General features: G+C 49.2%; 23 protein-coding genes and 1 pseudogene (1 of these 24 cut by a window edge). 18 read left to right on the forward strand and 6 right to left on the reverse strand.

The genetic code is table 11. The features are described 5' to 3' along the window. Positions 1 to 12 precede the first annotated feature (12 nt). The 13 genes from COV46_02840 (at position 13) to COV46_02900 (ending at position 13,159) form a co-directional block, all read left to right on the forward strand. Complete coding sequence (locus COV46_02840; GenBank protein ID PIR17734.1) at positions 13 to 1,458, forward strand: cytochrome C; 1,446 nt, start codon at positions 13 to 15, stop codon at positions 1,456 to 1,458. Beyond that, on the forward strand, positions 1,459 to 2,718 hold the full coding sequence (locus COV46_02845) for a hypothetical protein (GenBank protein ID PIR17735.1): 1,260 nt from the start codon (positions 1,459 to 1,461) through the stop codon (positions 2,716 to 2,718). It abuts the gene before it with no gap. Between the two features lie 59 nt (positions 2,719 to 2,777). Then, a complete protein-coding gene (locus tag COV46_02850; protein PIR17736.1) occupies positions 2,778 to 3,284 on the forward strand; it encodes a hypothetical protein in 507 nt (168 codons plus the stop codon). Beyond that, a complete protein-coding gene (locus COV46_02855) occupies positions 3,284 to 3,691 on the forward strand; it encodes a hypothetical protein (protein PIR17737.1) in 408 nt (135 codons plus the stop codon). The genes COV46_02850 and COV46_02855 overlap by 1 nt, the downstream gene beginning before the upstream one ends. Before the next feature lie 2 nt (positions 3,692 to 3,693). Next, complete coding sequence (locus tag COV46_02860; GenBank protein ID PIR17738.1) at positions 3,694 to 4,077, forward strand: cytochrome c biogenesis protein CcmE; 384 nt, start codon at positions 3,694 to 3,696, stop codon at positions 4,075 to 4,077. Between the two features lie 83 nt (positions 4,078 to 4,160). Next, positions 4,161 to 6,128, forward strand: coding sequence for a hypothetical protein (locus tag COV46_02865; GenBank protein ID PIR17739.1), 1,968 nt, complete (start codon positions 4,161 to 4,163; stop codon positions 6,126 to 6,128). 146 nt (positions 6,129 to 6,274) lie between these two features. After that, positions 6,275 to 6,733, forward strand: a complete 459-nt coding sequence (locus tag COV46_02870; protein ID PIR17740.1) for a hypothetical protein — start codon at positions 6,275 to 6,277, stop codon at positions 6,731 to 6,733. Between the two features lie 261 nt (positions 6,734 to 6,994). Beyond that, on the forward strand, positions 6,995 to 7,633 hold the full coding sequence (locus COV46_02875; GenBank protein ID PIR17741.1) for a hypothetical protein: 639 nt from the start codon (positions 6,995 to 6,997) through the stop codon (positions 7,631 to 7,633). After that, positions 7,630 to 8,280 (forward strand): hypothetical protein, encoded by a 651-nt coding sequence (locus COV46_02880; GenBank protein PIR17742.1) that lies wholly within the window; start codon positions 7,630 to 7,632, stop codon positions 8,278 to 8,280. The genes COV46_02875 and COV46_02880 overlap by 4 nt, the downstream gene beginning before the upstream one ends. A gap of 23 nt (positions 8,281 to 8,303) precedes the next feature. Beyond that, positions 8,304 to 8,945 carry a cytochrome C assembly protein gene (locus COV46_02885; protein ID PIR17743.1) on the forward strand — a complete coding sequence of 214 codons (642 nt, stop codon included), beginning with the start codon at positions 8,304 to 8,306 and terminating at the stop codon, positions 8,943 to 8,945. A 155-nt stretch (positions 8,946 to 9,100) separates the two neighbouring features. Beyond that, positions 9,101 to 10,471, forward strand: coding sequence for a hypothetical protein (locus tag COV46_02890; GenBank protein PIR17744.1), 1,371 nt, complete (start codon positions 9,101 to 9,103; stop codon positions 10,469 to 10,471). Positions 10,472 to 10,565: 94 nt separating this feature from the next. Further along, a complete protein-coding gene (locus COV46_02895; protein PIR17745.1) occupies positions 10,566 to 11,849 on the forward strand; it encodes a hypothetical protein in 1,284 nt (427 codons plus the stop codon). Positions 11,850 to 11,893: 44 nt separating this feature from the next. Next, positions 11,894 to 13,159, forward strand: coding sequence for a glutamyl-tRNA reductase (locus COV46_02900; protein ID PIR17746.1), 1,266 nt, complete (start codon positions 11,894 to 11,896; stop codon positions 13,157 to 13,159). On the opposite strand, the gene COV46_02905 is transcribed toward COV46_02900, so the two are convergent. Then, on the reverse strand, positions 13,118 to 13,681 hold the full coding sequence (locus COV46_02905) for a hypothetical protein (GenBank protein PIR17747.1): 564 nt from the start codon (positions 13,679 to 13,681) through the stop codon (positions 13,118 to 13,120). The genes COV46_02900 and COV46_02905 overlap by 42 nt on opposite strands. An 87-nt stretch (positions 13,682 to 13,768) precedes the next feature. Between COV46_02905 and COV46_02910 the strand changes: the two genes are divergently transcribed. After that, positions 13,769 to 14,344 (forward strand): hypothetical protein, encoded by a 576-nt coding sequence (locus tag COV46_02910; GenBank protein ID PIR17768.1) that lies wholly within the window; start codon positions 13,769 to 13,771, stop codon positions 14,342 to 14,344. Then, a complete protein-coding gene (locus COV46_02915) occupies positions 14,334 to 14,741 on the forward strand; it encodes a DNA-binding protein (GenBank protein ID PIR17748.1) in 408 nt (135 codons plus the stop codon). The genes COV46_02910 and COV46_02915 overlap by 11 nt, the downstream gene beginning before the upstream one ends. A gap of 198 nt (positions 14,742 to 14,939) precedes the next feature. Here the strand turns inward: COV46_02915 and COV46_02920 are convergent, their stop codons facing one another. From COV46_02920 to COV46_02935, 4 genes are read right to left on the reverse strand one after another with little or no spacing between them, the layout of a single operon-like run. Then, positions 14,940 to 16,250 (reverse strand): Ni/Fe hydrogenase subunit alpha, encoded by a 1,311-nt coding sequence (locus COV46_02920; GenBank protein PIR17749.1) that lies wholly within the window; start codon positions 16,248 to 16,250, stop codon positions 14,940 to 14,942. Positions 16,251 to 16,252: 2 nt separating this feature from the next. Then, positions 16,253 to 17,002 (reverse strand): NADH:ubiquinone oxidoreductase, encoded by a 750-nt coding sequence (locus COV46_02925; protein ID PIR17750.1) that lies wholly within the window; start codon positions 17,000 to 17,002, stop codon positions 16,253 to 16,255. Between the two features lie 11 nt (positions 17,003 to 17,013). Beyond that, positions 17,014 to 17,832 carry an oxidoreductase gene (locus tag COV46_02930; protein PIR17751.1) on the reverse strand — a complete coding sequence of 273 codons (819 nt, stop codon included), beginning with the start codon at positions 17,830 to 17,832 and terminating at the stop codon, positions 17,014 to 17,016. Next, on the reverse strand, positions 17,833 to 18,870 hold the full coding sequence (locus tag COV46_02935) for a Ni/Fe hydrogenase subunit beta (protein PIR17752.1): 1,038 nt from the start codon (positions 18,868 to 18,870) through the stop codon (positions 17,833 to 17,835). Positions 18,871 to 19,020: 150 nt separating this feature from the next. Between COV46_02935 and COV46_02940 the strand changes: the two genes are divergently transcribed. From COV46_02940 to COV46_02950, 3 genes are all read left to right on the forward strand, one after another. Beyond that, positions 19,021 to 23,796, forward strand: coding sequence for a DNA polymerase III subunit alpha (locus tag COV46_02940; protein PIR17753.1), 4,776 nt, complete (start codon positions 19,021 to 19,023; stop codon positions 23,794 to 23,796). Positions 23,797 to 23,985: 189 nt separating this feature from the next. Continuing rightward, complete coding sequence (locus COV46_02945) at positions 23,986 to 24,585, forward strand: hypothetical protein (GenBank protein ID PIR17754.1); 600 nt, start codon at positions 23,986 to 23,988, stop codon at positions 24,583 to 24,585. Then, on the forward strand, positions 24,506 to 25,171 hold the full coding sequence (locus COV46_02950; GenBank protein PIR17755.1) for an octanoyltransferase: 666 nt from the start codon (positions 24,506 to 24,508) through the stop codon (positions 25,169 to 25,171). Before COV46_02945 ends, COV46_02950 begins: the two co-directional genes overlap by 80 nt. Before the next feature lie 69 nt (positions 25,172 to 25,240). On the opposite strand, the pseudogene COV46_02955 reads toward COV46_02950, so the two are convergent. Then, positions 25,241 to 25,273, reverse strand: a pseudogene (locus tag COV46_02955) (hypothetical protein); it runs 183 nt beyond the window's last position.

The following is a 25,273-nucleotide window of genomic DNA, read 5'->3' on the forward strand; positions in this document are numbered from 1 at the left end:
CATAGGTGAAATATGACGCAAAGATTATACAAAAACCCCTTGAGCAGATTTTCGGGAGTGATGGCAATAATGGTCTTCATAATAGACGCCACACTTCTTATACTCGACTATCTTGGCGTAAGGCTCATCCCTATCATAGGTGTATTTGCCTACACCGTTTTTCCGGCGCTCCTTGGCCTTTACCTATTTCTGATACCGGTTGGAATGATTCGTGAATGGAGGCGCAGGCACAGGGAAAGAGGTGTAGAACCCCCGACGTTCCCCATATTCAATCTTAACGATGGGCATCAAAGGAAACAGCTGTATGTCTTCATCCTGGGGACATCGCTTGTGGGGCTCATTGTTCTGGCCGTTTCCACAAAAATGTATGATTATACGGAATCGGTCGAGTTTTGCAGTGAGACATGCCATAACGTCATGGAGCCCGAAGTAACAACATACAAGAGTTCCCCCCATGCGCGAGTTGAATGCGTAAAGTGTCACGTCGGAGAAGGTGCTACATGGTACGTTAAGTCGAAGCTTTCCGGTCTTTATCAAGTCTACGCGACCGTCCTTAAAAAGTATCCGACCCCTATCGAGACGCCGGTAGCCAATCTTCGTCCTTCAAGCGATACATGCGAAGAGTGTCACTGGCCCGAAAAGTTCTATGGGGCGAAGCAGGTGATAAAGACCTATTATAAGGATGACGAAAAGAATACTCCCGAGCGCACGTTCATGCTGATGAATATCGGAGGTGGCGTGTCGCCAACAGGCATTCACTGGCATGTGGGCGGGGGGAACGAAGTATATTATATCGCCAAGGACAAGGCGAGGCAGGATATACCTTTTGTGAAGGTTAAATATAAGGACGGAAAGGAAGTAGTCTATAAGGATTCCGCAAATCCACCCACACAGGAACTCATTGCAAACGGCGAACTTCGAAAAATGGACTGCATAGACTGCCATAACAGGCCCACTCATATATTCCGGTCGCCTGTTGACGCCGTTGACGGTGCCATTGAGGGGGGCAGGATCGACAGGTCGATACCTTATATAAAGAAGACCGGCGTGGAGGCCCTTGAGGGGGACCTTGAGGGTATCAGACCCAAGTTAGAGGACTTTTATAAGAAAAAATATCCGTCTATCGAAACCAAGAGAATCGATATCGCGATAGCAGAGTTGGAGTCCATCTGGAAGGCCAATAATTTCCCCGACATGAGATCGAAATGGGACGTTTATCCCAATAATGTCGGTCATTTCAGATGGAAGGGATGCTTCAGGTGCCACGACGGCCTGCATAAGGACGAAAAAGGGGTGGGCATTAAAAAAGATTGCAATATCTGTCATATTTTTCTAAGTGAGGTTGTGGCCGGAGCTATTGCCGAAAAAGAGCGTCTGGGCGTTGCTTTCAGGCATCCTGCCGACGTCGGAGGAGCCGACAAGACCATGAACTGCAATGACTGCCATGGAGGAAAATAAGTGATAAGGTTTTTTGTGGTCCTCATGTTGTTCCTGCCGCTTCTCGCGGAGGCCTCCTCCTTTTACATAAGGCCCGAGGTCCAGATGCAGGTCCTTGAAGATTCGCTTTCGGACCGCGAGGTTCCCTTGAACGCATTGCTGGACACGGGACTTGGAGATCTTCCCAATAACGGCACCTTTGACGTCTCACTTTTTGATAATCGAACATTTAAGATAGGCGAGAACTCATTCGATCTCTATCAGGCCGTTTTCAAAATGAAAGAGATCGGGGGATATGTTAATTTTTCTGCCGGTCGTCAGTTTATTACGCCCGGTTTTCACGTCTACCTCATGGACGGCGTTGACATGAGCATCGGCGGTGCCGATTGGCCGCTAAGGATAGGTCTTTTGGGGGGCGTTCCCAGATATCTTGAGATTAGCGATTTTCACGGGACGGTGGGGCTCATTACCGGGGCCTATCTTGAACTTCAGGGTTTCAGGAATCATCACGCAAAGCTTTCCGCAATCTATCAGCGGCTCGATTTCGACGCCAAAAGGGAATGGGGCGCCAATAGTACCTTGCTCGCCGGTCTTTCGGATACCTATCGATTTGAGGTCCCATGGCGCCCGACCATCTATGGCAACGTTGAATACGATACCGGTGGCAGATCTATCGACACCGGCATGGGTGGCATAAGGGTTCAGCCCACGAGGAGGTTCATGTTCAACGTGGAAGGCGGAACGTACAACACCAACAGAAAATGGCAGATGCCGACCGTTTACAGCCTTTTTACCAGCGGCGCTTATTATCAGGCAAGGGGAGGCATTAGCTATACGTTCATCGATATGGGAGACGTGTTCGAGGATCTTACCCTCAAGGCCGATTATTCGTTCCAGCGCTATCATATTCAGACGCCGCTAACGACCAGCGCCAATCTGGCCGACGCCATTCTTTGTATGGACATTACCCCGATAAGGCTCGACGCCACGATAGGATACACATTCTATGACAGCTACGGCGGGAAGGCTCACGATGTAATAGCCACCCTGCATGACGAGCCTTTTGACAAGTTCTATATCGATCTAGGTGTCAACTATACAAGATATTCCAAGATAACGAACGTGAAAGACAACGCCTACGACGTATCCTTGATTGCGGGCTACGAGATATTGAAGGACCTGGTCCTTTCGGCTGGCGGCGAATATCTAAGGAATAATGTGTTCAGCAGCGAGTTCAGGGCCACGGCCTTGTTATCGTACAATTTTCAGGGGAAGATATGAAGAAGTGCTTAAGTGTTGGAGTGCGTAAGTGCCTAAGTTGCATCGTTGTCATTTTGGTGATGTGCGTGTGTGTTGCCGGGCATACCAAATCGAAGGAGGCGGCGATAAAGAAGCTATTTGACCATCAGATGCATACCGACAATTTCTTTACCCCAAGCGACGTTCCATGCGAGACGTGTCATGTTAACGATCAGTATGAGTGGAAGAATATGGATAGGCAGGGTTGCCATAAATGTCACAACGCCAAGGAGCCGATCATGCCAGCAACCGACCCCTGCACTATGTGTCACGATAAGTACAGGGTGAAGCCGGCGAACCACAAGGTGAACTGGAGACTTGAACACAAGACCCCGGCGCAGGCAAATTCTCAGGAATGCAGGGCATGCCATAAGGAAAGATTCTGCATAAAGTGCCACGAGGAGCGCAACTACATAATGCTCGACATGCACAAGAGAAACTACAAGTATTTTCATTCTATCGATGCCAGACTTGACCCGAAGAAGTGCGACAGGTGCCACACGGTGTCATATTGCACGTCGTGCCATACGAACCCGAGGATCAAATAATGAAAGGAAGCACGAAACATGAAGCAGGAAACAGGAAAAGCATGTGGTATGCGCTTCTTGCCTCGTGTTTCTTGTTTCTTGTTTCTCTGCTCATCTGCTCCTGCGGCAGCACGGACTTTCAGGGAGAAAATTACGGGGATATTATGGCCTCGCCCAAAGGCCTTGAGCTTACTCCTCATGAGCATAAACAAGGATGGGGAAAGTCCGACTGCAGTATCTGCCATAATATGTCGTTCATACACCTTGTAGACAGGTCCGGCACGGGAATTGACATGGCTGTCGTCAGGGGACAGGTCGCCACCGAGGGACTGTCTTCATGCCTTGACTGCCATATAACGAACGGCATTGACGGTCCCACGTGCGCCAGCTGTCACGCTAACGGTGTTGATGAAGGGGATGGTGATTAGTGATGTTCAAAAAACCAAAATATGTAGTAGGACTTCTTTTGATCGCGGGAGCTTTTTCTTATCTGGTATTTACCAGCTTCAAGAGCTCGTTCCAGTTTGCCCTGACTCCATCCGAACTCAGCGCAAAGAGTGCCGAGTATGCGGATAAACAGGTGAAGATATCGGGCACCGTTGGCAAGGGCTCGATGATCTCGAATGGTTCGGAATATAATTTTAACATTGAAGATGATCACAAGAATCTGAACGTTCATTTTAAAGGTGCGGTCCCCAATACATTCAGAGAAGGCGCGGACGTTGTCGTAGGCGGCAGGTTCGATGCCGGAACAGGGACGTTCGAGGCGACCGAGCTTCTTGCAAAGTGCGCCTCGAAATATCAGGCAAAATAGAAGAGCCTGTCATCCCTGCTAAAGTAGGGATCCAGTGAACGCGCTGGATTCCCGTTTATACGGGAATGACGGTGATATAAAATATGGGAAATCTTTTTTTGTCGGTGGCATTGGCCGTTTCTTTTTACAGCCTTGTTGCGTCGGCCTTTGGAGGCAGGAACCCTCTTATGGCCGAAAAAGGGCGAAGGTCCGCTCACCTTGTGACCGTGCTTGTGAGCCTGGCGTCGCTCATGATCATCTACCTCTTTGTCAGCAACGCCTTTGAGGTGAAATATATCGCCGAATATTCAAGCAGGGACCTCCCTTTCGTCTACAAGCTGACAGGCATCTGGGCGGGGCTTGACGGTTCGCTCCTTTTCTGGGCGTGGCTCCTTGCCATCTGTACCAGCCTTGCCGTGAGGAAAATATCGACCCATTCTTATGTCAATGCGGTACTTCAGTTTATCATATCGTTCTTCCTTGTCATGCTTGTCTTTGAGGCCAACCCGTTCGATCTTTTGACCCAACCGCTGCCGGATGGCCAGGGTCTCAATCCGCTACTTCAGAACTTCTTCATGATAATTCATCCGCCGGCATTGTATATAGGCTATGTCGGCATGGCGGTGCCGTTCGCATATGTGATAGCCAGGCTCATTCTGAAAGAGGGCCTCCCTTCACATAATGACGAAACCTACAAAAAGGTAAGGCTCTGGACCGTCTATTCATGGCTTTTTCTGACGGCAGGTAATCTTCTGGGTGCCATGTGGGCTTACGTTGAACTGGGTTGGGGCGGTTTTTGGGCGTGGGATCCTGTGGAAAACGCCGGCATCCTGCCGTGGTTCACCGCAACGGCATTCCTTCATTCTCTGATAGTTCAGGAAAAACGCGGACTGCTCGTGAGATGGAATATCCTGCTTGTCATTGCCACATTTCTGCTTACCATCTTCGGGACATTCATCACCAGAAGCGGCGTGATACAGTCGGTCCACAGTTTTTCGGATATAACTATAGGTGCATATTTTCTGGTCTTCATGGCGGTGGCCGTCATTGTTAGCGCTTACTTAATGATATCCCGCGTCCGGACTCTTAGGCCGGAAAGGTCGCTTGAGTCGCTTGCTTCGCATGAAGGAGGAATCTATCTTAATAATGTGGTTCTCGTATTTGCCCTCATTGGTATCATGTGGGGAACGATGCTTCCGCTGTTCGCCGGGTGGTTCTACGGGCAAAAGATGGAGGTGGGGCCGGCTTTCTTCAACAGGGTGCTGGCACCAGTCGGCATAGTCATCCTTTTTCTCACCGGTATCGGACCGGAGCTCAGCTGGAGGAGATGGAGGAAGGGGCTTTTTAAGAGGGAGTATCTGTGGCCTGCGCTCATGGCCGTTATTACGGGCGCTGCGGCCTATTTTTTGGGTATAAGAATGTGGTTCCCGCTTTTGACCGCCGCAGGGAGCGCGTTCGCTATCTTTACTATCGTCCTTGAATTTGTAAGCGCGGGAAGGCTTAAAAGCTCGCCTCTTGCGCTTTTGCGCCTGGCTCCCAAAAGATATGGCGGTTATCTGGTCCACTTTGGGGTCGTTCTTCTTTTTATAGGGATAGCGGGAAGCTCTTACAAGGGCGAATATCAGTTCGGTCTCAGGGAAGGCACCGATGTGGACGTGGCGGGGTATAAGCTTTTGCTTACCAAGTTCGATTGGGAGAGGACCGCCTCAAGCGAAGGAGTCAAGGCGAATGTCCTTTTAGGGCGCAAGGGAAAGACGTTGAAGCTCTTAAAGCCGGCGCTTTATATCTACAGGAACCAGCCCAAACCGACCGCCGAGGTCGATATTTATATAAGGCCGCTTAAAGATGTCTATCTCTCGCTTTCGGGACTCGATAAGGATGAAAAAGGGGCCGAGTTCGTTCTGACAATAAACCCGCTCATCAGCTTTGTGTGGCTGGGCGGTCTGATCATGATAATTGGAACGATATTTGCCATCCTGCCGCCGAAAAAGAGGGAGTCTTTGACCGCGAACGACGAAGAGGATTATATAGACATAGTCCTTGGACGTGCAGATAAGGAGGATTTTATATGATAAAATTACTGGAACGCGTGTCATTGCGAGGCCCAAGGCCAAGGCGATCCCGTTTATTCAGTTGTTTATTCTGGATCGCTTCGTCACTTACGTTCCTCGCAATGGCATCTGTTTTTGCACAGGATGTGAAATCGCCTCATCAAGGGATGAATGAGGCAACCGGCGTCATCACAGGCAAGGTCTTGAAGGACGGAAAGACGCCTCTTGCAGGTGCTACCGTGACGCTTGAGATCTTAAGAGACCATCGGGTCGTTCTTGCCATTCCAAAGGAGGCCGACAAGGAAGGCAGATACCAGTTCAAGAACATCTTCAAATCGAGCGAGTTCTCATACGCCGTGAGCACCGAGTTCGAAGGCAAGACATACAGGAGCCCTTTTACCTCGCTTTCTAAGAACGAGTCGTCAAAGAAGGTCGATCTTAAAGTGGGTCCCGGGGCAAAAGAGGGTCCGCCGCTGCCGCCCCCTGTGGATGAGAAAACGATGGATGAGACAGAGATGGGCGAACATGCACATGCGTCCAAAAAGTTCTCGGACTATCAGCTGTTGGCGGTGATCCTTGCGATAGCGGCCATAAGTTACGCGATCTATCAACGCAAGAAAAAGTGAAATGTTTATTCTTTGAACCGGCGCGATTTAAAGATCTTATTAAAATCAGCCGGATCTATACCAAGCCAATGCTTGTTTTGTTATATGGGAGAGTCAGAATGCAGGAACATGGCCAAGCTTGCAACGCAGAGGAGCCGTCTGGTCCATCGCTATCTCGACCTAAAATGGCAGGTGGTGATAGCTTATAAGCAGAACAGGGCCCTCCTTAAAAGATTTTTAAAATTGGTTTTAGATACGGAGAGCGTTAAAGTTTGATACAGTATGCTGCTTTCATCGATAACAAAAAGATTCGGCAGTTTCACGGCGCTTGATTCTGTTTCGGCGGATTTCAAGGCTGGAAAGATATATATATTTGCCGGCCCAAACGGCGCCGGCAAGACAACGCTCCTTCGTATCATGGCCGGCCTCATGCGTCCCACCCGGGGAGACACACTTAATCCAGAATTAGGCGTGTCTCCCCGGACGAGCGACGAGCGACGCATGGGTGTTATGATGCAGGAGTCCTATCTTTACCGCGACCTTACACCCAAGGAAAATCTGGAGCTTTATGCGGGCCTTTACGGCGTTCCTTCTTCGAGGATTGCGGCCGTTAAAGATCTTTTAGAATTGGAGCCGTTTTTTGATCATGATGTCGACACCCTGTCTCACGGTCAGAGGCAACGCGTATCCCTTGCAAGGGCGCTTTTACCCGGTCCGAATGTCATCCTTTTAGATGAACCGTTTCTGGGGCTCGATTCCTCATCCATCGGACACGTTCAGAAATTCCTAAAGGGTTTTAAGGAAAGCGGAGGGCTTGCACTAATTGCTACTCATGAGACGGAACTTGTAAGAGAACTTGCAGACGAACTTTTACTTTTGGAAAATGGCAAGGTCAAATATTTCGGCACATTTAATATATGAGCAAGCTTATCGCACTAATGAAGAAAGAAGGTCTTTTGTTCCTGAGGCAAAAGCATCTTTTCCTCTCTCTCCTTCTTTTTTCAACTCTTGTGATACTTCTTATATATTTCGGGATGGAAGGTATGGGGCAAAGGCCCGAAGGCGTCGTGCCGTCTGTAATATGGCTTGCGGTGGTCTTTGGCGGGACGTTGCAACTGAACCGTACCTACGATTTCGAGCGCGACGAGGATGTTCTGGACGGCATGAGGCTCATCGAAGGCATCTCGACACCGTTCTATCTAAGCAAGCTCATCGTGAATCTGGTCATGCTCCTTATCATCACCGCTTTTTCGTCTTTTATTGCGGCGCTCCTTTTTGATTACCCCCTGTTCGCGAGGTTATCAAACATCGTGTGGCCGCTTGTCTTGGGAGTTGTTGGCATGGGCGCCGTCGGAACCACATTTTCAACGATGGTGATGGCCAATCACAAGCGTGACATCCTGCTTCCGACCATCTTCTATCCGTTAATAGCGCCACTTTCGGTGGCCGTTATAAAGGCGATGCAGGTGGATTCCATGGACCACGTTACATGGCTTAAGATACTCATAGCGTTCGATGTCATTTATGTTACGGCGAGTTTGCTTGTGTTCGATAGAATGATGGAATAAAAGAAGTGCGTAAGTTAAATGATATGAAAAAAATAACAAAAGTATGGGCTTTAGTTGTTTTGATGCTGGTTGCGGTTGATGCCTATCTCATTGCCTTCTATGCGCCGGTCGAAGCGGCTCAAGGGGTAGCGCAGAAGATATTCTACTGGCATGTGCCGAGCGCCATGGTAATGATGCTCTTTTATATAGTCGGAGGAGTTGCCGGCGTTATTTATCTGCTCAAGAGGAGCGAACGCGCGGACCTTGTGGCGGTTTCATTCATTGAGGTCGGTTTCGTGTTCTGCTCCATCGTTCTTGTCACAGGCCCTCTCTGGGCAAAGCCCATTTGGGGCGCATGGTGGACATGGGAACCCAGACTCACATCAACGCTCTTTGTCTGGCTGATATTCTTCGGATATTTCATTTTAAGGAACAGTCTTGAAGACAAGGACGATGCAAGACTCTATTCATCCGTGTTGGCGCTCTTTGGATGCCTCGATATCCCCATAATCATGCTTGCGGTAAAGCTCTGGCGCGGCGTTCATCCGCAAGTACTGAACGCCCGTTCCAACCTCCCCGATGAGATGTGGCTGACGCTCGCCTTTTCAGCGGTCACCGTTTTTTCGTTGGCACTTCTACTAATATACATTCGTTACAAGAAAGGGGCGCCCACACTTTATGGATAATGCGATATTTGCATATGTTGCCTATGGCCTTATAGCCGCCATAATAGGCGGTTATGTCATTCATCTCAAGCGCTGATACTGGTACGATAATTGCTGTTCGTAATATTTAGGATGTCACGATTTTGGCGAACTTTATAAAAGATAGTGATTATAATATGTTACACAGGTATCGCATAAGACCGCATGTCATTTATTTGGCGCTTTCCCTTATTTTATCATTTTGGGTTTTTTCGTGTTCGAACGTAAAAACGTCTCACTATGGATCCGACGATGTTGGTGGCGGGCCAGATATTGGTGCATCGGTCTTTCCTCATTCAAAAAGCTGGGGTTCGTTTGACAGTCACGGAAAATTCGTCATCGATAACGGTGTCTCTGCATGCCAAAACGCCTGCCATGGCGATGATCTTGGCGGCGGGAGTTCCAGGAGTTGTGTTTCGTGCCATGAGGCCTACCCTCACGAGGCACCGGACGTGTGGCAGGGGCTTCTTGGACACGGTAAATATATTCGCGATAAAGGCGATGTAAAGATGTGCGCCACCAACTGTCACGGTGCCGATCTTAGGGGAGGCTATGATCCTAATGTGGTTAAGTCATGTATCAAATGTCATACAAGTTATCCTCACGCGGAGGGGTGGTCCGTGAAGGGGCACGGAGAGTATATTCAAAAGGCGGGAACATATGATGAATGTTCCACAATGTGTCATAGAAGCGATGTCCCGGCGGAGCTAAAACTTAAGACATGCTCCGATTGTCACGGTGGTTATCCCCATGCCGTGAAATGGAAAGATGGACATGGTCAATGGGTCCTGGATCACGGAGGGGTTGCTCAGGCCGGTTGTGTCCAGTGTCACGGAGACGATCTGAGGGGCGGAACATCGGGTATATCTTGCTTTAGCTCCGGGGTATGCCATGACCCGAAGAACATTTATCCGCACGCCGAAGGCTGGGCCGCGCCAGCTAAACATGGTGCCCTGCCGTATCGCGGCGTTCCTGCGGCTTGTGACGGTTGCCACAAAGCTCCTTTGGCGGGCGCTCCGTCATGCACCAGCGCCGGTTGTCATCCGTCTTATCCGCACGTAGCCGGATGGCAGGATGCCCATGGAAAGAGCGTATTGACGGATCAGGGGGTGCTTAACAAAACTTTATTCAATAACGATTGTTCGAAATGTCACGGCGCCGCCGAACAGATAACGGCCGAGTTTCCGCCGATTTCGCCCAAAACGGCTACCAGCGTGGATAAATGCTACAGCTGCCACTGGGTATATCCGCATGACGTGGGGTATTACTATCACAAGACAGCAGGTGCAAATCAGGGTTGGTATTTATACGAGTGGCCTAAAAAAGGGCACTATCTTTATCTGATTGAGTATCCAAACTTGAGCCCATCCGAGAAGTCTCAGACCTTTAATTCTACCCTCAAAGGGTGCATTGGCTCCACCGGTTGTCATAAAGGTAAGTTGCTCGGCCCCGCAATAAATTGGGGTGGAAATAGCGGCGGCTTGTGCAACCTTGCGTGTCATAACTAGAACCATATTGCCGGTGTATTATTCATCTTTTCATTGACCTTTGGCCTATAAAAATATAGCAACTATTCTTCCACACTGTCGATAATAGGGACATATGAAGAAAAGCTTAAGTTTAATCTTTCTAGCCGCTATTTTGATCATGGGTTGCGGGAGCGTTAATAGCCCCAGATATGATACTGTAGGCAATGGGGACCCGTCTGTTTCAGATGGCGGTTCGGTTTTTCCACATAATAATTCATGGGGAAATCCTGAAGGCCACGGTAAATATGTGATTAATAATGGTTTTTCGGCATGTCAGAATTCCTGCCATGGCGAGGAGCTGGATGGCGGAAGCGCCCGCGGGTGTAAAACGTGCCACGAAGCGTATCCACATCGTTCTGTCACAGAATGGCAGGGTATTTCCGGTCATGGCCAGTATACTATTGAAAACGGTGGTGCGGAAAAATGTGCCACCAAGTGTCACGGTGAGGATCTTTCCGGAGGATACGATCCGGAGGGAAAGAAATCGTGCAATAAATGCCACAAGAGCTACCCCCATTCATCTGACTGGGGGACATCTGCTCATGGCGCATTTGTAAAGGAATCGGGCAGCTCTGCCGAATGTTCGACCATGTGCCACAGGGGCGGCGTGCCCGAAGAAGTTGCTATTTCCAAGTGCGTTGATTGTCACAACGGTTATCCCCATGTGGATAACTGGAAGGAAGCCGCGAACCACGGCGTCTTTGCAAAGGCAGATATCAGCGGATGTCTGACTTGCCATGAGGACATAGTTACAGGATGCGGGTCGTGCCATCACGATAATTTTCCCAATTGGGCATCCGGCGGTCACGGAGCAAGTGCAAAAGACGATGTGGATGGCTGTAAGACGTGCCATGGAAACGATCTTGCCGGGGGATTGTCCGGGACGGCTTGTAGTAACTGTCACTCCTATATTTCTCACAAGTGGGAAGAGAAACATCATGGCGAATATGTTCTTACCTCAGATGATAAGTTTTCTGCGGAATCGTATTCATCGGATTGCCGGTTTTGTCATGGGGGACTGTACGAGCTAAATAATAGCTGGCCTTCCGGCGCGGTTGAGACAGAGAGCGGCACGCCCACATGTTATAACTGTCACAAAGCCTATCCGCATAACATCTATACATACGGCAAGGATTGGGAATTAATGGAATGGGGAGGCGACGGACAGTTTGGGCATTTATTGTATTTGATGACCAATCAGAACTTTGGTATCACCAATCCCGAACCGGTCATGGGGAACTGTGGCGGCGGCACGAACGGCCTATGTCATAACGGGGTCAGGCATAGAATGGATATTGAATTTAGCGATCCCAATATGGGCTCGTGCAATGTCCTGTGCCACTCCGGCAAATCATAATTTTGCACGCCTTTGCGGCGCCGCTTTGGATTGTAAGGAACTTTATGCAATTACTTGTCACAGGTTTCAATTATAAGAGGTCGTCGCTCACTGTTCGCGAGGCCATGGCCTTTGAGCGTAGCAGGCAGATAGCTCTATCCACAAAGCTGGCCGCACAGGACGTTGTGGAGGAATCGGCCATGCTTTGCACATGCAATCGGACCGAGGCATATATGGTGGGTCCGTGCCTTGAAGGAATGGAAGAAACCTTTTTCCGAACAGTTGCCCTTGATACCGGCCTGGACGCAGAGCTTCTTCGCAAGGAGTCGTATGTCTATTCCGGTTTTGACGCCATTAGCCACATTTTCAGGGTTGCCTCATCGCTTGACGCCATGGTCGTTGGAGAGGCTCAAATACTGGGCCAGTTCAAGGGGGCATATCAAACAGCGGCCGAATGCGAGACCGCCGGGCCTTATCTTCACAAGATATTCCATTCGGCCTTTAGGACAGCAAAGAGAGTAAGAACGGATACGAACATAGGCGAGTTGCCCGTTTCGGTCGGTACGCTTGCGGTTGAGATGGTGGAAGAACGGATCGGAGATATCAAACAGACTAATATTTTTGTGATCGGGGCCGGCGAAATGGGCTCTCTTGTCGCGCACAGGTTTAGGGACAGGGGAGCTTCGCATATTTGGATAGCAAATCGTTCCCATGATTCGGCTGTTTCACTTGCCCATTCGGTAACAGGCGTTGCAGTGCCGTTCGACTCATGGAAAACGCATCTTGCAACAGCGGACATTATTGTTGCTTCAGTAGGCGGAGGAACGCTTATCACCAGGAACGACATCCTGGCCGCAGCCAAAGAGCGCGAGGGTAGACCGTTTGTTATGCTTGATCTTGCGATTCCGAGAAACGTGGAGTCGGTGGACATCCAGAACGCGATTTTTCTCAATATCGACGATCTTCAGGAGCTTGCCGATAAAAACCTTGCTTTAAGACGCGACGCTTCTCTGAAGGCCGAAAATATAATCGAAGAAGAGGCTCGTACCGTTCTTGTTGAGCTTGAACATCTTAAGCTTGCGCCTCTCCTTAAGAACATTCAGGAAAGATGTAAGGCGGTGATGAGCGCGGAGCTGGGATCGGTCTTTGCCAAACATCCAGATCTCACGGTTGAAGAAAAGGAATCCATGAAAATTTGCGCTCATTCAATAGTCAAAAAGATACTTCACGATCCCATCAGACTTGTAAAGGAAGAACTGGCCCGTCCCGGTGTCAACGGAACGCACGTTTCACAGGCTCTTAAGAACATTTTCAGCATTTCCGCCGACTGATGTCCTGACAATTTCCGCAATTTTGGGGATAGCGTTCTTGCATTCAACTGAGAGTTCCATTGAAGGGCATATCTTCTTTGGCTGGACGGCTATTATGGTGATCCGCGGTAATTTTGTGCCTAGCTTTTTGGCAAGTTCCAATATTCCGGCAAGGCTTGTGCCATGTAGCGACACCTGCGCCGAATCGGGGCTGAAGTTTATCTCTTTAAGGTCGAACGTCTTGAGGGTGCCGGGCGTGGCTCCAAAGTTCGCGGCGTCTATCAGTATGACGCGGTCGTAACTTTCGAACATGTGGAGAAGTGTTATGCCTCCGGTGCCGCCGTCCAAAATATCAAAAAAGGGTCGGACCCCTAGAGGGGGGTATTTTTTTATAATGCCTTTTTTTGCACTTTTCGAAGGGCTTAAATCGCGTCTGATAATATTTTTTGTTGCTTTGCGCAGGTATTCGATCGCGTGTATTCCAACACCCTCATCTCCCATCAACCTATTGCCGACACCTATTATTGCTCTCTTTAGGACCATCGCGAAATAGAATGTTATAGTTTAACATGATAATCAAGAGAGAAAGTAGTTGTTGCCTTCCATTTTAAATTGCAGTACCATAGTACTATGAAAGAGTTTTCAGGTAAGTTTGTATTGAGAATACCGTTGGAATTACACAAGAAATTAGCAAATATGAGTATTTCCAAAAGGGTGTCGCTTAACCAGCTTTGTGTCTTACTCCTTAATAGAGGGCTTGGCGTCCTGGAGGGTGATAGTTACCAGGAATTTGAACCCGTGGTTAAAAAGCTAAAAGAAAAATTCAAAGATAAGCTTAGTGGAGTCGTTCTTTTTGGTTCTAAAGCAACAGGTGAAGCAACGGAATCGTCGGATATCGATCTGTTGGTTATCTTAGATGGTTCGGTCGAGATCGATCGGTCGCTCTACAGTTGGTGGGATGATAATGTCATTTGGAGCGATAGAGAATTGAACCCTCATTTTGTCAGCCAGCCCAAAGATATAAGCGAGGTAAGCGGCCTATGGTTCGAGGTTTCTATATCAGGCAAGATAATATATCAAAGGGGAATGATAGTGGACAGCATCTTTGCCGAGATCAAAAAATTCATTGCGGATGGTCTTGTGAGAAGATACATTTCGAACGGTCACCCTTACTGGGTGAGGAGGATAACAACAGATGAAGAATAAAAGTCTGGCGGCTGATTACATACTCCGTGCGGGGAACAGGCTTGCCGCAGTTGAAGTGCTTATGCAGAGACAGGGTTATGCGGATGTAGTGAGAGAATCACAGGAGCTTATCGAGCTGTGTCTTAAAGGTCTGCTACGTATCTCCGGCGTCGAGGTCCCGCGCATTCACGATGTGAGCGACATACTTATCCGATCGGAGGCTCTGCTTCCGGCGACAATAAAACCGCATGTCAAGCAGATCGCCAAGGTATCTAAAAGTTTGAGGCGCGACAGAGAGCTTTCTTTCTACGGTTCGGAGGACCTTACACCTTCCGAATTTTATAAGGAGGAGGACGCAAGATCAGCCCTCGAAGACGCAAGATGGATATATTCGTTGTGCAATGAGATAGTTTCGTGACTGATCCTTGCCAGCCCATAACTATCCGGGAAATAAGATGTGTTAAATCACTCGCTATGGTGTTTTAACTTTTGGTTGGGAGCATTTTTGGTTAAAAACCATAAGTATTTCTAACTTTTTATTTCGCACTTCGTACGAATAAAAAGTTAGAAATACTATAGAGCGGCGCTTATCATATAATAAGGGGCACCTCAACAACTACTCTTTCCACTCGATATTAAGCATATGTGTAGAGCATGAGATACAGGGGTCGTAGGCGCGTACCAGCATTTCAAGCGTTAGCTCGACCTCTCTCTTGGGTCTTTGCATTATCTGCGGGACCAACGCTTCCATATCCAATTGGATGTTCGCGTGGTTCTGATTCGTCGGGATGATACAGTTGGCCTTGCTGATGAAACCCTTGTCGTCGTAGGTGTAAGCATGATAGAGGATGCCGCGTGGAACCTCTACAGCGCCTACTCCATATGAGGCCTTGGGTGTGAATGCGACCGGGGCCTTCTGCTGGTCATATGTCGTATCGGCAACAAGCTCATCAATAATCTTTATAGCATCTTCCCACGAGTGGACTATTTCCACCAGCTGGGCCACGTTGTTCATGTACGGATTGTGGCAGACAGGTTTTAATCCGAACATCTCCGCAACGATCTTTGCCCTGTTCGTCAACTGGTCGTAGTTCTTGTTGACGCGGGCAAGGGCTCCCACCATGAACGATGCGCGGTTATGCTTTGCGTACTTGGCGGTGGACTGCGGAACGATGAACTCATTCGTATATTTCAGATAATCGGAAACGGGCGCGCTTTCGGTGTCGGTAGAGCCGATATTGCCGTCGTAGATAGCGTATTCATCCTTGCTGGTCAGCGCTATGAACTCCGTCTCTCGCGTGAAATTGGGGAGCTTGCTTGCAAGCGCATGCACAAGCTTTGCGACCGCGTTAATATCAACCCAACATTTATTGAGGGCCTCTTTAAGCTCTTTTAGCTCCGTTCTTGATGGGACCTTTGTGAAGCCCCCGGGGATTAGTCTTTGCGGATGGGTCGTTCTTCCGCAGACAAGGTCGCTCATCTCATTTGCCGCGCGATGGAGCCTTACGACCGTTTTGAGCTCTTCCGGATGGCTCGATGCCAGAGGTATAACACTTCCCACTCCCAAAAGGTCCGGAAGTACGAGGTAACCAAGGTGAAGCAGATGGCTCTGCAGGTTCTCGGCATGGATAGCAAGACGTCTGAGCTTAAGGTCGCGAGCGGTAAGTTTAATGCCGAACGCCGCCTCGGTCGCCTTCAAAGAGGCAAGCGTGTGGCCGATGGAGCAGATGCCGCAGATGCGAGATGTGATGTGATGGATGACATCCCATTTTTGGCCTACGACCATCGCTTCGAAGAAGCGCGGGGCCTCGGGCACCTGCCACTCTACTTTTTCTACCGTACCTTCTTTGACGTTGACGGCTATGTTTCCATGCCCTTCAACGCGGGTGATGTAGTGCAGGTTGATGTCTAAATTTACGTTTGTCATAGTTATGCCACCTTATCTTTCGTTTCTGTCCATCCAAAGTAGAGCTTGAACTTGTTCAAGACCTCATCAGTTGTAAGATCATATTTTGCCAGGACCTCTTTGTGGACGTCGGTATTGGGGTTGTCGACTAGGCCTCTACATCCCCAGCAAACAGCGCCCTCATTGACACAGCAGGCGCCACATCCGGCACGTGTAACCGGCCCCACGCAGCTCATCCCTTTTTCAAATACGCAGACGTTGCCGTTCTGCTTGCATTCGACACAAATGGGGTAGTTGGGAATGCAGGGTTTCTGCCCCATAAGGAGCGATTTTACGATATTCAAGAACTCGGTCCTGTTAATGGGGCAACCGTGGATCTTGTAATCGACCTTTACCACCGCGTCGATAGGCCTTGCGGGATAGGTATCAAAGAGCTCCCACTTGTCGCCGTAGACCTCCTGACGGACGGTTTTCTGGTCGCGGTAGTTCTTAAGTGAGTTGATACCGCCTATCGTTGCGCATGCCCCAAGGGCTATCAGTATCTTTGCGTTCGCGCGTATCTTTTTGAGGCGCTCTTCATCCGCTTTTCTTGTAATTGAACCCTCAATGAAGGCTATGTCGTAGCTGTCCGAGCGTTCCTTCATTGCCTCGCGGAACTCGACCACGTCAACATGGCCCAAAAGGTCAAGAAGGCTCTCTTCAAGATTCACCACCTGCAGCTGATCGCCCTCACAGCTTGCAAAATCAAAGAATGCAACTCTTGGTTTGGACATTTTTTGCTCCTTTATAACGCTTCGCGAACATCCTTAATGTCGCTATATTTATAAACGGGGCCACACTGGCAGACATAGAGCCCGTTCATCTGGCAGTGGCCGCATTTGCCTACCCCGCATTTCATCCTGCGTTCAAGCGACATTATGATCTTGCTGTCGGCTATATCCTTCTTTTTGCACTCGATAAGCACGAACTTGTACATGATAGGGGGGCCGACGATTATTGCGTACGTTCTTTTGGGATCGATATCGACCTTGGGAAATAGGGTGGTGATGACGCCGACGATCCCCTTCCATGTGTCATCGGCCTTGTCGACCGTTTCTAAAAGCTCTAGCTGTTCTTTCCATTCTCCCAGTTCCTTCGGCAGGAGTCTTTCGGACGGGTTCTTTGCACCGAAAAGGACCGTTATTTTACCGTAGTCTTTTTTATTGTCGATTAAGTGTTGGATGATGGAACGCGCCGGAAAAAGTCCGATGCCGCCGGCAACTACAAGCACATCGTGGCCTTTGATCTCTTCATAGGGAAAGTGCGTTCCAAAGGGTCCGCGTATGCCAAGAACGTCGCCCTCTTTCATGTTATGAACTGCGCCTGTTACGCTTCCGACCTTTCTGATGCCAAGGTCGAACCCGTTCTTTTTTCTTGATGGAGATGAGCTGATGGAAATGGGCGCTTCGCCGACGCCAAAGACGGAGACCTCGACGAATTGTCCCGGCTTGTGGCCGAGGGGTTTCCCACCGTCGAGCTCTATCTCAAAGAACTTTTCGGTCGTGTTCAATGTTGCAACGCTTTTTATCTTTGCCTGTTTTGGGAGGTACAAGGACTCCGTCATTTATTTACCCCCCTTTAGTTCATTAATGATCTTTACCGGGTCTGTTATGTCCGGAAGGCAGACGCTACTGCATCTTCCGCATCCAACGCATGCGATATCGCCGACCTTATCCACCATATATGAATATTTTCTGAACAGCCTGTGGCGGAAACGGTCACCGCGCTCTTCGCGGAAATTATCGCCGTGACCCACCATCGCAAAATCTTCAAGCAGACAGCCGTCCCAGTACCGAATGCGGCGTCCGCTCTTCAAACTTATGTCTACGTCTTCTCTGACATCGAAACAATAACAGGTGGGACAGACAAGGTTGCACGAACCGCAGGAATAACATTTTTTTGCATGTTCCTCCCATACCGTGCTTTCGTAGCTGTTGCCAAAGAGCGAGGGAAGTTCATTAACGGTCGCCTTTACTTTTCTCTCCGGCTTGCAGAGGCTTTTAAGATTTAGCCTAGCCTCTTTTTGGAGTTCCGAATCGGTCTTGCCGGCATCGTTCGTTTTGGCGGATGAAAGGAGCTTTTCACCCTGTTTGCTTCCGGCCTCAACATAATACCTGTCTCCAAGGTCTGTGAGCCAGAGATCAAAGCCTTTATCAACGGTTGCGGCGCCCATGTCGTGCCAGAAACCCCATTTGCTGGCGTTAACGGGATCGACACCGATGATAGTTATGTTCTTGCGGCGCTCGAGGTAGTTCGTCTCCTTATTGTCGTCGGTGAAGACCTTGTCCATCTGGTTTATGGCCTTCATGTCGTAGGGGTGTACGCCAAGGAGAACGAGCTCTTTGGCCTCGATCACGGCCTTTGCCTTGAATTTGTCGTTACCGATCTCGAACATTAAAAGGATCTCTTTTGGCGGCTGAATGAACTTCTTCGGCGGCGTTATGGTGACATCGTAGTCAAGCCTTAGCTCCGCAGCCGTTTCTAGTGGGGCAAAGTGAAACTTGCCGGCCTCTTTCTCTTTGACGCCCACGACCCCGACCTTTTTAATGAGGGAGTCTACCCATGCGCCAAAGTCGTTTTTTGTGATGATTTTAGGTTTCATAATGTTGTTTTTTTTTAAGGAGATTGGGGAAAAATGACAAGCACTATTATTTTTTTCGGGAGCCGCCAATTTCGCTCTGAAAACGCTTCTTTTCACCTTTCATCTTGACTGCAAAGCCGCTGTGGCACTATAGTCGTAAGTTATCAGCTTATGCACCATTCCGAATTCGTACATCTTCATAACCACACCTACTACAGCCTCCTGGACGGCGCCTGTCCGCTCGACCTGATGATAGCCAAGGCCAGGGAATACAGAATGCCTGCACTGGCCATTACCGACCACGGCAACATGTTCGGCGCCATTGAGTTCTATCAGAGGTGTATTGCCGAAGGGATAAAGCCCATCATCGGCTGTGAGATGTATATTACCACCCAAGGGTCCAGAAAGGATAGGGACCCCAGGAAGGCTGGCGAGGGTCACTATAACCACCTCCTTCTTCTGGCCAAGAACCACAAAGGTTACCAGAACCTTTGTAAGCTCATTACCTTAAGTTATACAGAAGGGTTCTACTATAAGCCACGGATAGATAAGGATATTTTGTCTGAATGTAGCGACGGTCTTGTTGCCATGAGCGCCTGCCTTAAGGGCGAGATACCGTCATTTATAAAGAACGGGAATATGGAGGCCGCCAAGGCTACTGCAGAGTGGTATATCAAACTCTTTGGGAATGAACGCTTCTTTTTTGAGGTGATGGATATAGGAATACCCGAATGTCTTGCCGTTAATGACGGGCTTAGGGATCTGGGGCAAAAATTGGGCGTTCCCCTTGTTGCCACGAACGACTGCCACTACATGAGCCGCGAAAATGCGAAGGCCCACGACGCGCTCCTCTGCATTCAAACGGGAAAGACTCTAGATAGTGACAAGCGTCTGCAGTTCGGTACCGACGAATTCTATTTCAAGAGCCCCGGCGAAATGGCGCGCGCGTTTCAGCATATCCCGGAGTCGATATCAAACACGCTCCTTGTCGCCGAAAAGTGTAATCTGGAGCTCGACCTTAAATCGTATCACTTCCCGAAGTTCACCGTTCCCGGGGGGAAGGACCTTGCTACTTATTTAGAGGAAGAATCTTGGAAGGGATTCAAGGAACGGTTATCGGTGGATGGAGAACAAGCTGTATACGAAGAACGCCTAAAGACGGAGCTCAAGCTTATCAAAGATATGGGGTTTGCGGGGTATTTCTTGATCGTCGCCGACTTTATCAACTGGGCGAAGGAGAGAGGTATACCGGTTGGCCCGGGCAGAGGTTCCGCCGCAGGCTCGCTCGTTGCATATTGTCTTAATATCACCGACGTGGATCCCATACCGAACAAGCTCTTCTTTGAACGTTTTTTGAATCCCGAACGCGTCAGCATGCCCGACATGGATATAGACTTCTGCATGCGCCGCCGCCAGGAGGTCATCGAATACGTCAGGGAGAAGTACGGGTTCGTTTCGCAGATAATCACGTTCGGCAAGATGAAGGCTCGCGCGGTAATTCGTGATGTCGGGCGTGTGATGGGGCTTAATTACGGTGATGTCGACCGCATAGCAAAGCTCATTCCCTTCTCCGTTAACATGACGCTTGATGAAGCTCTCAAAATAGAACCTCAGCTGAAGAAACTTGCAAAGGACGACCCCAAGGTCGCGCAGCTGCTTGAAACGGCTCGCGCGCTCGAAGGCTTTCCGCGTCACGCATCCACTCACGCCGCCGGCGTTGTCATGAGCGATCAGCCGCTTGAGAACTTCCTGCCGCTCTATGTCGGCCAGCACGACGAAATAATCACCCAGTTCGACATGAAGGCGGTGGAGAAGATAGGCCTCATCAAGTTCGATTTCCTGGGGCTTAAAACTCTAACTGTCATGTTCGACGCTCTTGAAATGATCAAGAGGCGCCACGGTAAAGAGATAGCTTTGAACGCGCTGGTGCCGGACGACAAGCTTGCGTATGAGCGTCTAAGTTTGGGCGATACCGCAGGGATATTCCAGCTTGAATCAAGCGGCATGACAGACCTTGTCATGAAGTTGAAGCCTTCGTGTTTTGAAGATATCGTGGCGCTCGTTGCCTTGTTCCGTCCGGGTCCTTTGGGGAGCGGAATGGTCGATGACTTCATCAACCGCAAGCATGGCCGTACCAAGATAGTATATGAGCTTCCTCAATTAGAACCCATTCTAAAAGATACCTACGGCGTTATCGTATATCAGGAGCAGGTGATGCAGATAGCATCAGCGCTGGCATGTTTTACGCTTGGCGACGCCGATCTCTTGCGCCGAGCGATGGGAAAGAAAAAGCCCGAAGAGATGGCGAAACAGCGTGAGCGTTTTATGGAAGGGGCCGCCAAGAATAAGATCAACAAGCAAAAGGCCGAGAGGATATTCGACCTCATGGCCGAGTTCGCCGGTTACGGCTTCAATAAATGTGTTGTTAAAGAGACGGAGCTTATCGACTCAAAGACCGGTGAGCTGTTCACTATTGCAGATCTTCTGGATAAAAAAACATACCGCGCCACATTTAGTTGCAATGACAGGTATAAGATCGAGCCAAAAAAGATAACAAAGGTTCACTCTAACGGACGCAAAAAGGTTTTTAGGCTCAAGACCCATTTGGGGTATGAGCTGACCGCGACAGGCAATCATCCTTTGCTTACAGCTACGGGGTGGAAGAACCTGAACGAGCTAAGGTCCGGCGACAGGATAGCTACGCCAAGGAGAATAGCCGCAAAGGGTAGCCTCAAAATGTCCCGTCATGAGGTCATTTCCATGGCGTGGCTTATTTCCGAAGGTAATACATGTCATCCAAGTTCATTACATTTTTATAACAACGACAAGGATTTAGTGAATGACTTTGTAGAGAATATCACCAAGTTCCCTCATACAAAGGCCCATGTTTACACGCGCCGGGGCAGGATGTTCGAGGCGCGTGTCAATACGGGAAGCTGTGTGCATGTGCCATGGAATTCTGCGGATCGATCGAAACGATGCAAGGTCAACCCTTCCGTGTCAGGCGTCTTTACCTGGGCGGGTAAAATGGGTCTTTTAGGAAAAAAGGTGTCCGAAAAGGTTATCTCTAAGAATATTTTTAAACTTAAGAATGAGCAGGTCGCGTTATTTTTGGGAAGGCTTTGGTCCGGCGATGGATATGTTTTTGGCGGCACGAATTTAATGCCCTTTTATGCCACATCTTCACTTAAGTTGGCAGGTCAGGTCCGGCACCTGCTCCTGAGGTTCGGAATAGTTTCAAGGATAGCCCATAAGTCGTTCAAATATAAGGGAGGGGCCAAGAAGGGATATGCGCTCTTTGTTACCGGTGAAGATTCCGCAAGGCTCTTTTTACGCAAGATATCTCCTCACATGGTCGGTCGTGAAAAGGCGATAAGAGAATTAAAGGAACATATCGATCAGGATGGTGCCGGAAAAAGATGTCGCGATACTATTCCATGGGAAATAAAGTGGAAGGTTAGAGAGGCGAAGGAGTTGTCCGGAAAAACGTGGGTAGAGATCGAGCGCGAGTCCAAACTCTCCATGAAAGAGTTCTACGGCGGAAGGCATTCGTACAAAAGAGGACTCCGCAGGGAGACCATCGGCCAATTAGGTCGTTATTTTAATTCAAATGAGCTGACCGATATTTCTTCCTCAGATATTTATTGGGACGAGATCAAAGAGATCAGGCCGGCTGGCACTCGCGAAACCTACGATATAACGGTTGACGATAACCATAATTTTATCGCCAACGGATTGATCGTCCACAATTCACATTCTGCGGCATATGCGTTCATTGCCTATCAGACATCATATTTAAAGTTCCACTATCCGACCGAGTTCATGGCGGCGCTTCTGACATCGGAACAGGGTAATACCGATAAACTGATATTCTATATCAACGCATGCAGGGAGGCCGGCATCAAGGTCCTGCCGCCCAACGTGAACGAGAGCATGACCAATTTCTCGGTCGTCGGTGACAAAGAGATCCGCTTTGGGCTCGCCGCGGTCAAGAACGTGGGCGAGGCGGCGGTTGAGGCGATGATAAGGGCGAGGGAAGGCGGTGCTTTCAGGAGCCTTGACGATTTCTGTTCAAGGGTCGACGGAAGAAAGGTGAATCGCCGTGTTATTGAGAGCCTTATTAAATGCGGCACTTTTGATTGGACCGGCGTTCACAGGGCGCAGCTACTTGCCATACTCGATGTGGCGATGGCGCGCGGGGCATCCACACAGCGCGACCGCGAGATAGGTCAGGTGAGTCTGTTCGGCGGTATGCCCGCAAATGAATCGGATTCAAGTTACGCACAGATACCCAATATAGTTTCATGGTCGGAGCACGAACTTTTGCAATACGAGAAAGAGGCGTTAGGTTTTTATATAACGGGCCATCCTCTGGCTCAGTACGAATCGATCTTGAAACTCTACGCAACGGCCGGCACCGATACCATCGCCTTGATGGGCGACGGGACCGAGGCACGTCTCGGCGGCGTTGTTGCCTCGCTCCGCGAGATAACAACGAAGAAGGGCGACCGCATGTGCTTTGTGACGCTCGAAGACCTTAAAGGGATGGCGGATGTCATAGTATTTCCGGAGCTTTATCAGAAGGCCAACCAGCTCATCAAGAGCGACCAGCCGATGTTCGTCATCGGAAATCTGGATGTTGACGAGGAGCGCGCGAAGGTGATCGCCCGCGAGATATTCCCGCTCTCAGAAGCCCCGGCAAGACTCACAAAGACCGTACACTTCAAGCTTGCGGCGGGCGAGGTGAACGACAAACAACTCCAGAGTCTAAAGAGCATCCTAGGCCGCTTTAGGGGGGAGTGCAAGGCGTTCATTCATATGACCATCCCCGATAGAAGCGAAACGGTGATGGAACTGCCTAACGAGTTGCGTGTGGCGCCAAGTCTGCAACTTGTAGCGACCGTTGAAAAGATATTCGGCCACAACGTCACCTATTTTCAATCATGAAAGAACAGGCCCTTCTTGTCGGCATAAGGCGTCCCAAGACTACCGTTTTGAACATGGGGGGTGCTAAGCGTCCGACACGGAAAGAACTCTATTGTGTTGGAAGCCGACCTTCCCGAGAAACTACTTGGCAGATACAGGAAATATTGTATATAAGGAAGTGCGTAAGTGCGTAAGTTGGTATTTTAAAATATGAAATGGAATGCAGCTAACATACTCACTCTTTCAAGGCTTTTACTTGTGCCGGTCTTCCTCGTCTGTTTTATACTGAAGCTCTACTCGGTCGCGTTCTTTGCCTTTGCCATAGCCTCTTTCACGGACCTTATAGACGGGACCGTGGCGCGCATCCTTCGTCAGAATTCGCAGTTCGGCGCCCTCCTTGACCCCATTGCCGACAAACTTTTAATGATAACCGCGTTCTCGTGCCTTGTGTCGGTCAGGTATATCCCTTCGTGGTTCCTTATACTTGTTATCCTGCGCGATGTCATGATCATGAGCGGCATCGGCGTACTTAAGATACTAAAGATACATGTCGAATATAAGCCCTTCATCTCTTCAAAGTTCGCAACTCTTGGGCAGATACTCCTTGGCGTCCTTTCTCTGGCGACTCTCTATCGGCCGGAGTTTGCGTTAGGCGTTTACCCTTTGGGCGATTTTGCCGAGGGGACGATGTATATCACGTCAATACTCTTGATCGTCTCGGCCCTTCAGTATATTCAAAAGGGCCTCTACATACTCCAAAAAGGTGAAGAAGGTGGTTATTCTAGAAAATATAGGTCTAAAGCCGTATAGAGAAGCGCTTTTATATCAGGAAGACCTTCATAAAAAACGCGCAGAAGGGAAGATAGATGACACGGTCATTTTTTGCGAGCATCCGCCCGTTTACACCATAGGCAAGAGAGACTCATCAGACGATTTTCTTTCTGACCTTAAGGTCATAGCCGGCGATGGAATAGATGTCGTCAAGGCCGATCGGGGCGGAAAGATCACGTATCACGGGCCGGGACAGCTCGTCGCCTACTTCATATTCAACATAGCGGAAAGAAAGCTGGGGGTTAAGGAATACGTTCATAAGATAGAAGACGTCTGCATGAAGGCGTTGGAAAAGTTCGGGATAAATGCCGTGCGCGACAAGGAACATCCCGGTCTATGGGTGAACGACAAGAAGATAGTTGCGATAGGCCTAAATATTTCGAAGAACGTTTCCATGCACGGAATAGCCCTTAACGTGGACCCCAACATGGAACATTACCGGCATATCGTTCCCTGCGGGATAAGGGACCGCGGCGTAACTTCTATGAAAGAGGTATTGGACGCAGCCCCACCATTAGACGACGTGATTAAAACGCTTGGAAACGCTGTTTTGAAGCTCTTTTAAAAGGAGACCCCCCTCTATAGTATTTTAACCTTTGGTTAGTAATACCTTTGTTAAAAACTATAAGTATTTCTAACTTCTTATTCGCACTGGCATACGAATAAG

The organism is Deltaproteobacteria bacterium CG11_big_fil_rev_8_21_14_0_20_49_13 (assembly GCA_002796305.1).
Taxonomy (GTDB): Bacteria; UBA10199; UBA10199.

What these genes read in the sequence shown, in the direction of transcription:
- COV46_02840 (PIR17734.1), top strand. Translation starts at nt 13, where the DNA reads ATGACGCAAAGATTATACAAAAACCCCTTGAGCAGATTTTCGGGAGTG.
- COV46_02850 (PIR17736.1), top strand. Translation starts at nt 2,778, where the DNA reads ATGTGCGTGTGTGTTGCCGGGCATACCAAATCGAAGGAGGCGGCGATA.
- COV46_02855 (PIR17737.1), top strand. Translation starts at nt 3,284, where the DNA reads ATGAAAGGAAGCACGAAACATGAAGCAGGAAACAGGAAAAGCATGTGG.
- COV46_02860 (PIR17738.1), top strand. Translation starts at nt 3,694, where the DNA reads ATGTTCAAAAAACCAAAATATGTAGTAGGACTTCTTTTGATCGCGGGA.
- COV46_02865 (PIR17739.1), top strand. Translation starts at nt 4,161, where the DNA reads ATGGGAAATCTTTTTTTGTCGGTGGCATTGGCCGTTTCTTTTTACAGC.
- COV46_02870 (PIR17740.1), top strand. Translation starts at nt 6,275, where the DNA reads ATGAATGAGGCAACCGGCGTCATCACAGGCAAGGTCTTGAAGGACGGA.
- COV46_02875 (PIR17741.1), top strand. Translation starts at nt 6,995, where the DNA reads ATGCTGCTTTCATCGATAACAAAAAGATTCGGCAGTTTCACGGCGCTT.
- COV46_02880 (PIR17742.1), top strand. Translation starts at nt 7,630, where the DNA reads ATGAGCAAGCTTATCGCACTAATGAAGAAAGAAGGTCTTTTGTTCCTG.
- COV46_02885 (PIR17743.1), top strand. Translation starts at nt 8,304, where the DNA reads ATGAAAAAAATAACAAAAGTATGGGCTTTAGTTGTTTTGATGCTGGTT.
- COV46_02890 (PIR17744.1), top strand. Translation starts at nt 9,101, where the DNA reads ATGTTACACAGGTATCGCATAAGACCGCATGTCATTTATTTGGCGCTT.
- COV46_02895 (PIR17745.1), top strand. Translation starts at nt 10,566, where the DNA reads ATGAAGAAAAGCTTAAGTTTAATCTTTCTAGCCGCTATTTTGATCATG.
- COV46_02900 (PIR17746.1), top strand. Translation starts at nt 11,894, where the DNA reads ATGCAATTACTTGTCACAGGTTTCAATTATAAGAGGTCGTCGCTCACT.
- COV46_02905 (PIR17747.1), bottom strand. Translation starts at nt 13,681, where the DNA reads ATGGTCCTAAAGAGAGCAATAATAGGTGTCGGCAATAGGTTGATGGGA.
- COV46_02910 (PIR17768.1), top strand. Translation starts at nt 13,769, where the DNA reads ATGAAAGAGTTTTCAGGTAAGTTTGTATTGAGAATACCGTTGGAATTA.
- COV46_02915 (PIR17748.1), top strand. Translation starts at nt 14,334, where the DNA reads ATGAAGAATAAAAGTCTGGCGGCTGATTACATACTCCGTGCGGGGAAC.
- COV46_02920 (PIR17749.1), bottom strand. Translation starts at nt 16,250, where the DNA reads ATGACAAACGTAAATTTAGACATCAACCTGCACTACATCACCCGCGTT.
- COV46_02925 (PIR17750.1), bottom strand. Translation starts at nt 17,002, where the DNA reads ATGTCCAAACCAAGAGTTGCATTCTTTGATTTTGCAAGCTGTGAGGGC.
- COV46_02930 (PIR17751.1), bottom strand. Translation starts at nt 17,832, where the DNA reads ATGACGGAGTCCTTGTACCTCCCAAAACAGGCAAAGATAAAAAGCGTT.
- COV46_02935 (PIR17752.1), bottom strand. Translation starts at nt 18,870, where the DNA reads ATGAAACCTAAAATCATCACAAAAAACGACTTTGGCGCATGGGTAGAC.
- COV46_02940 (PIR17753.1), top strand. Translation starts at nt 19,021, where the DNA reads ATGCACCATTCCGAATTCGTACATCTTCATAACCACACCTACTACAGC.
- COV46_02945 (PIR17754.1), top strand. Translation starts at nt 23,986, where the DNA reads ATGAAATGGAATGCAGCTAACATACTCACTCTTTCAAGGCTTTTACTT.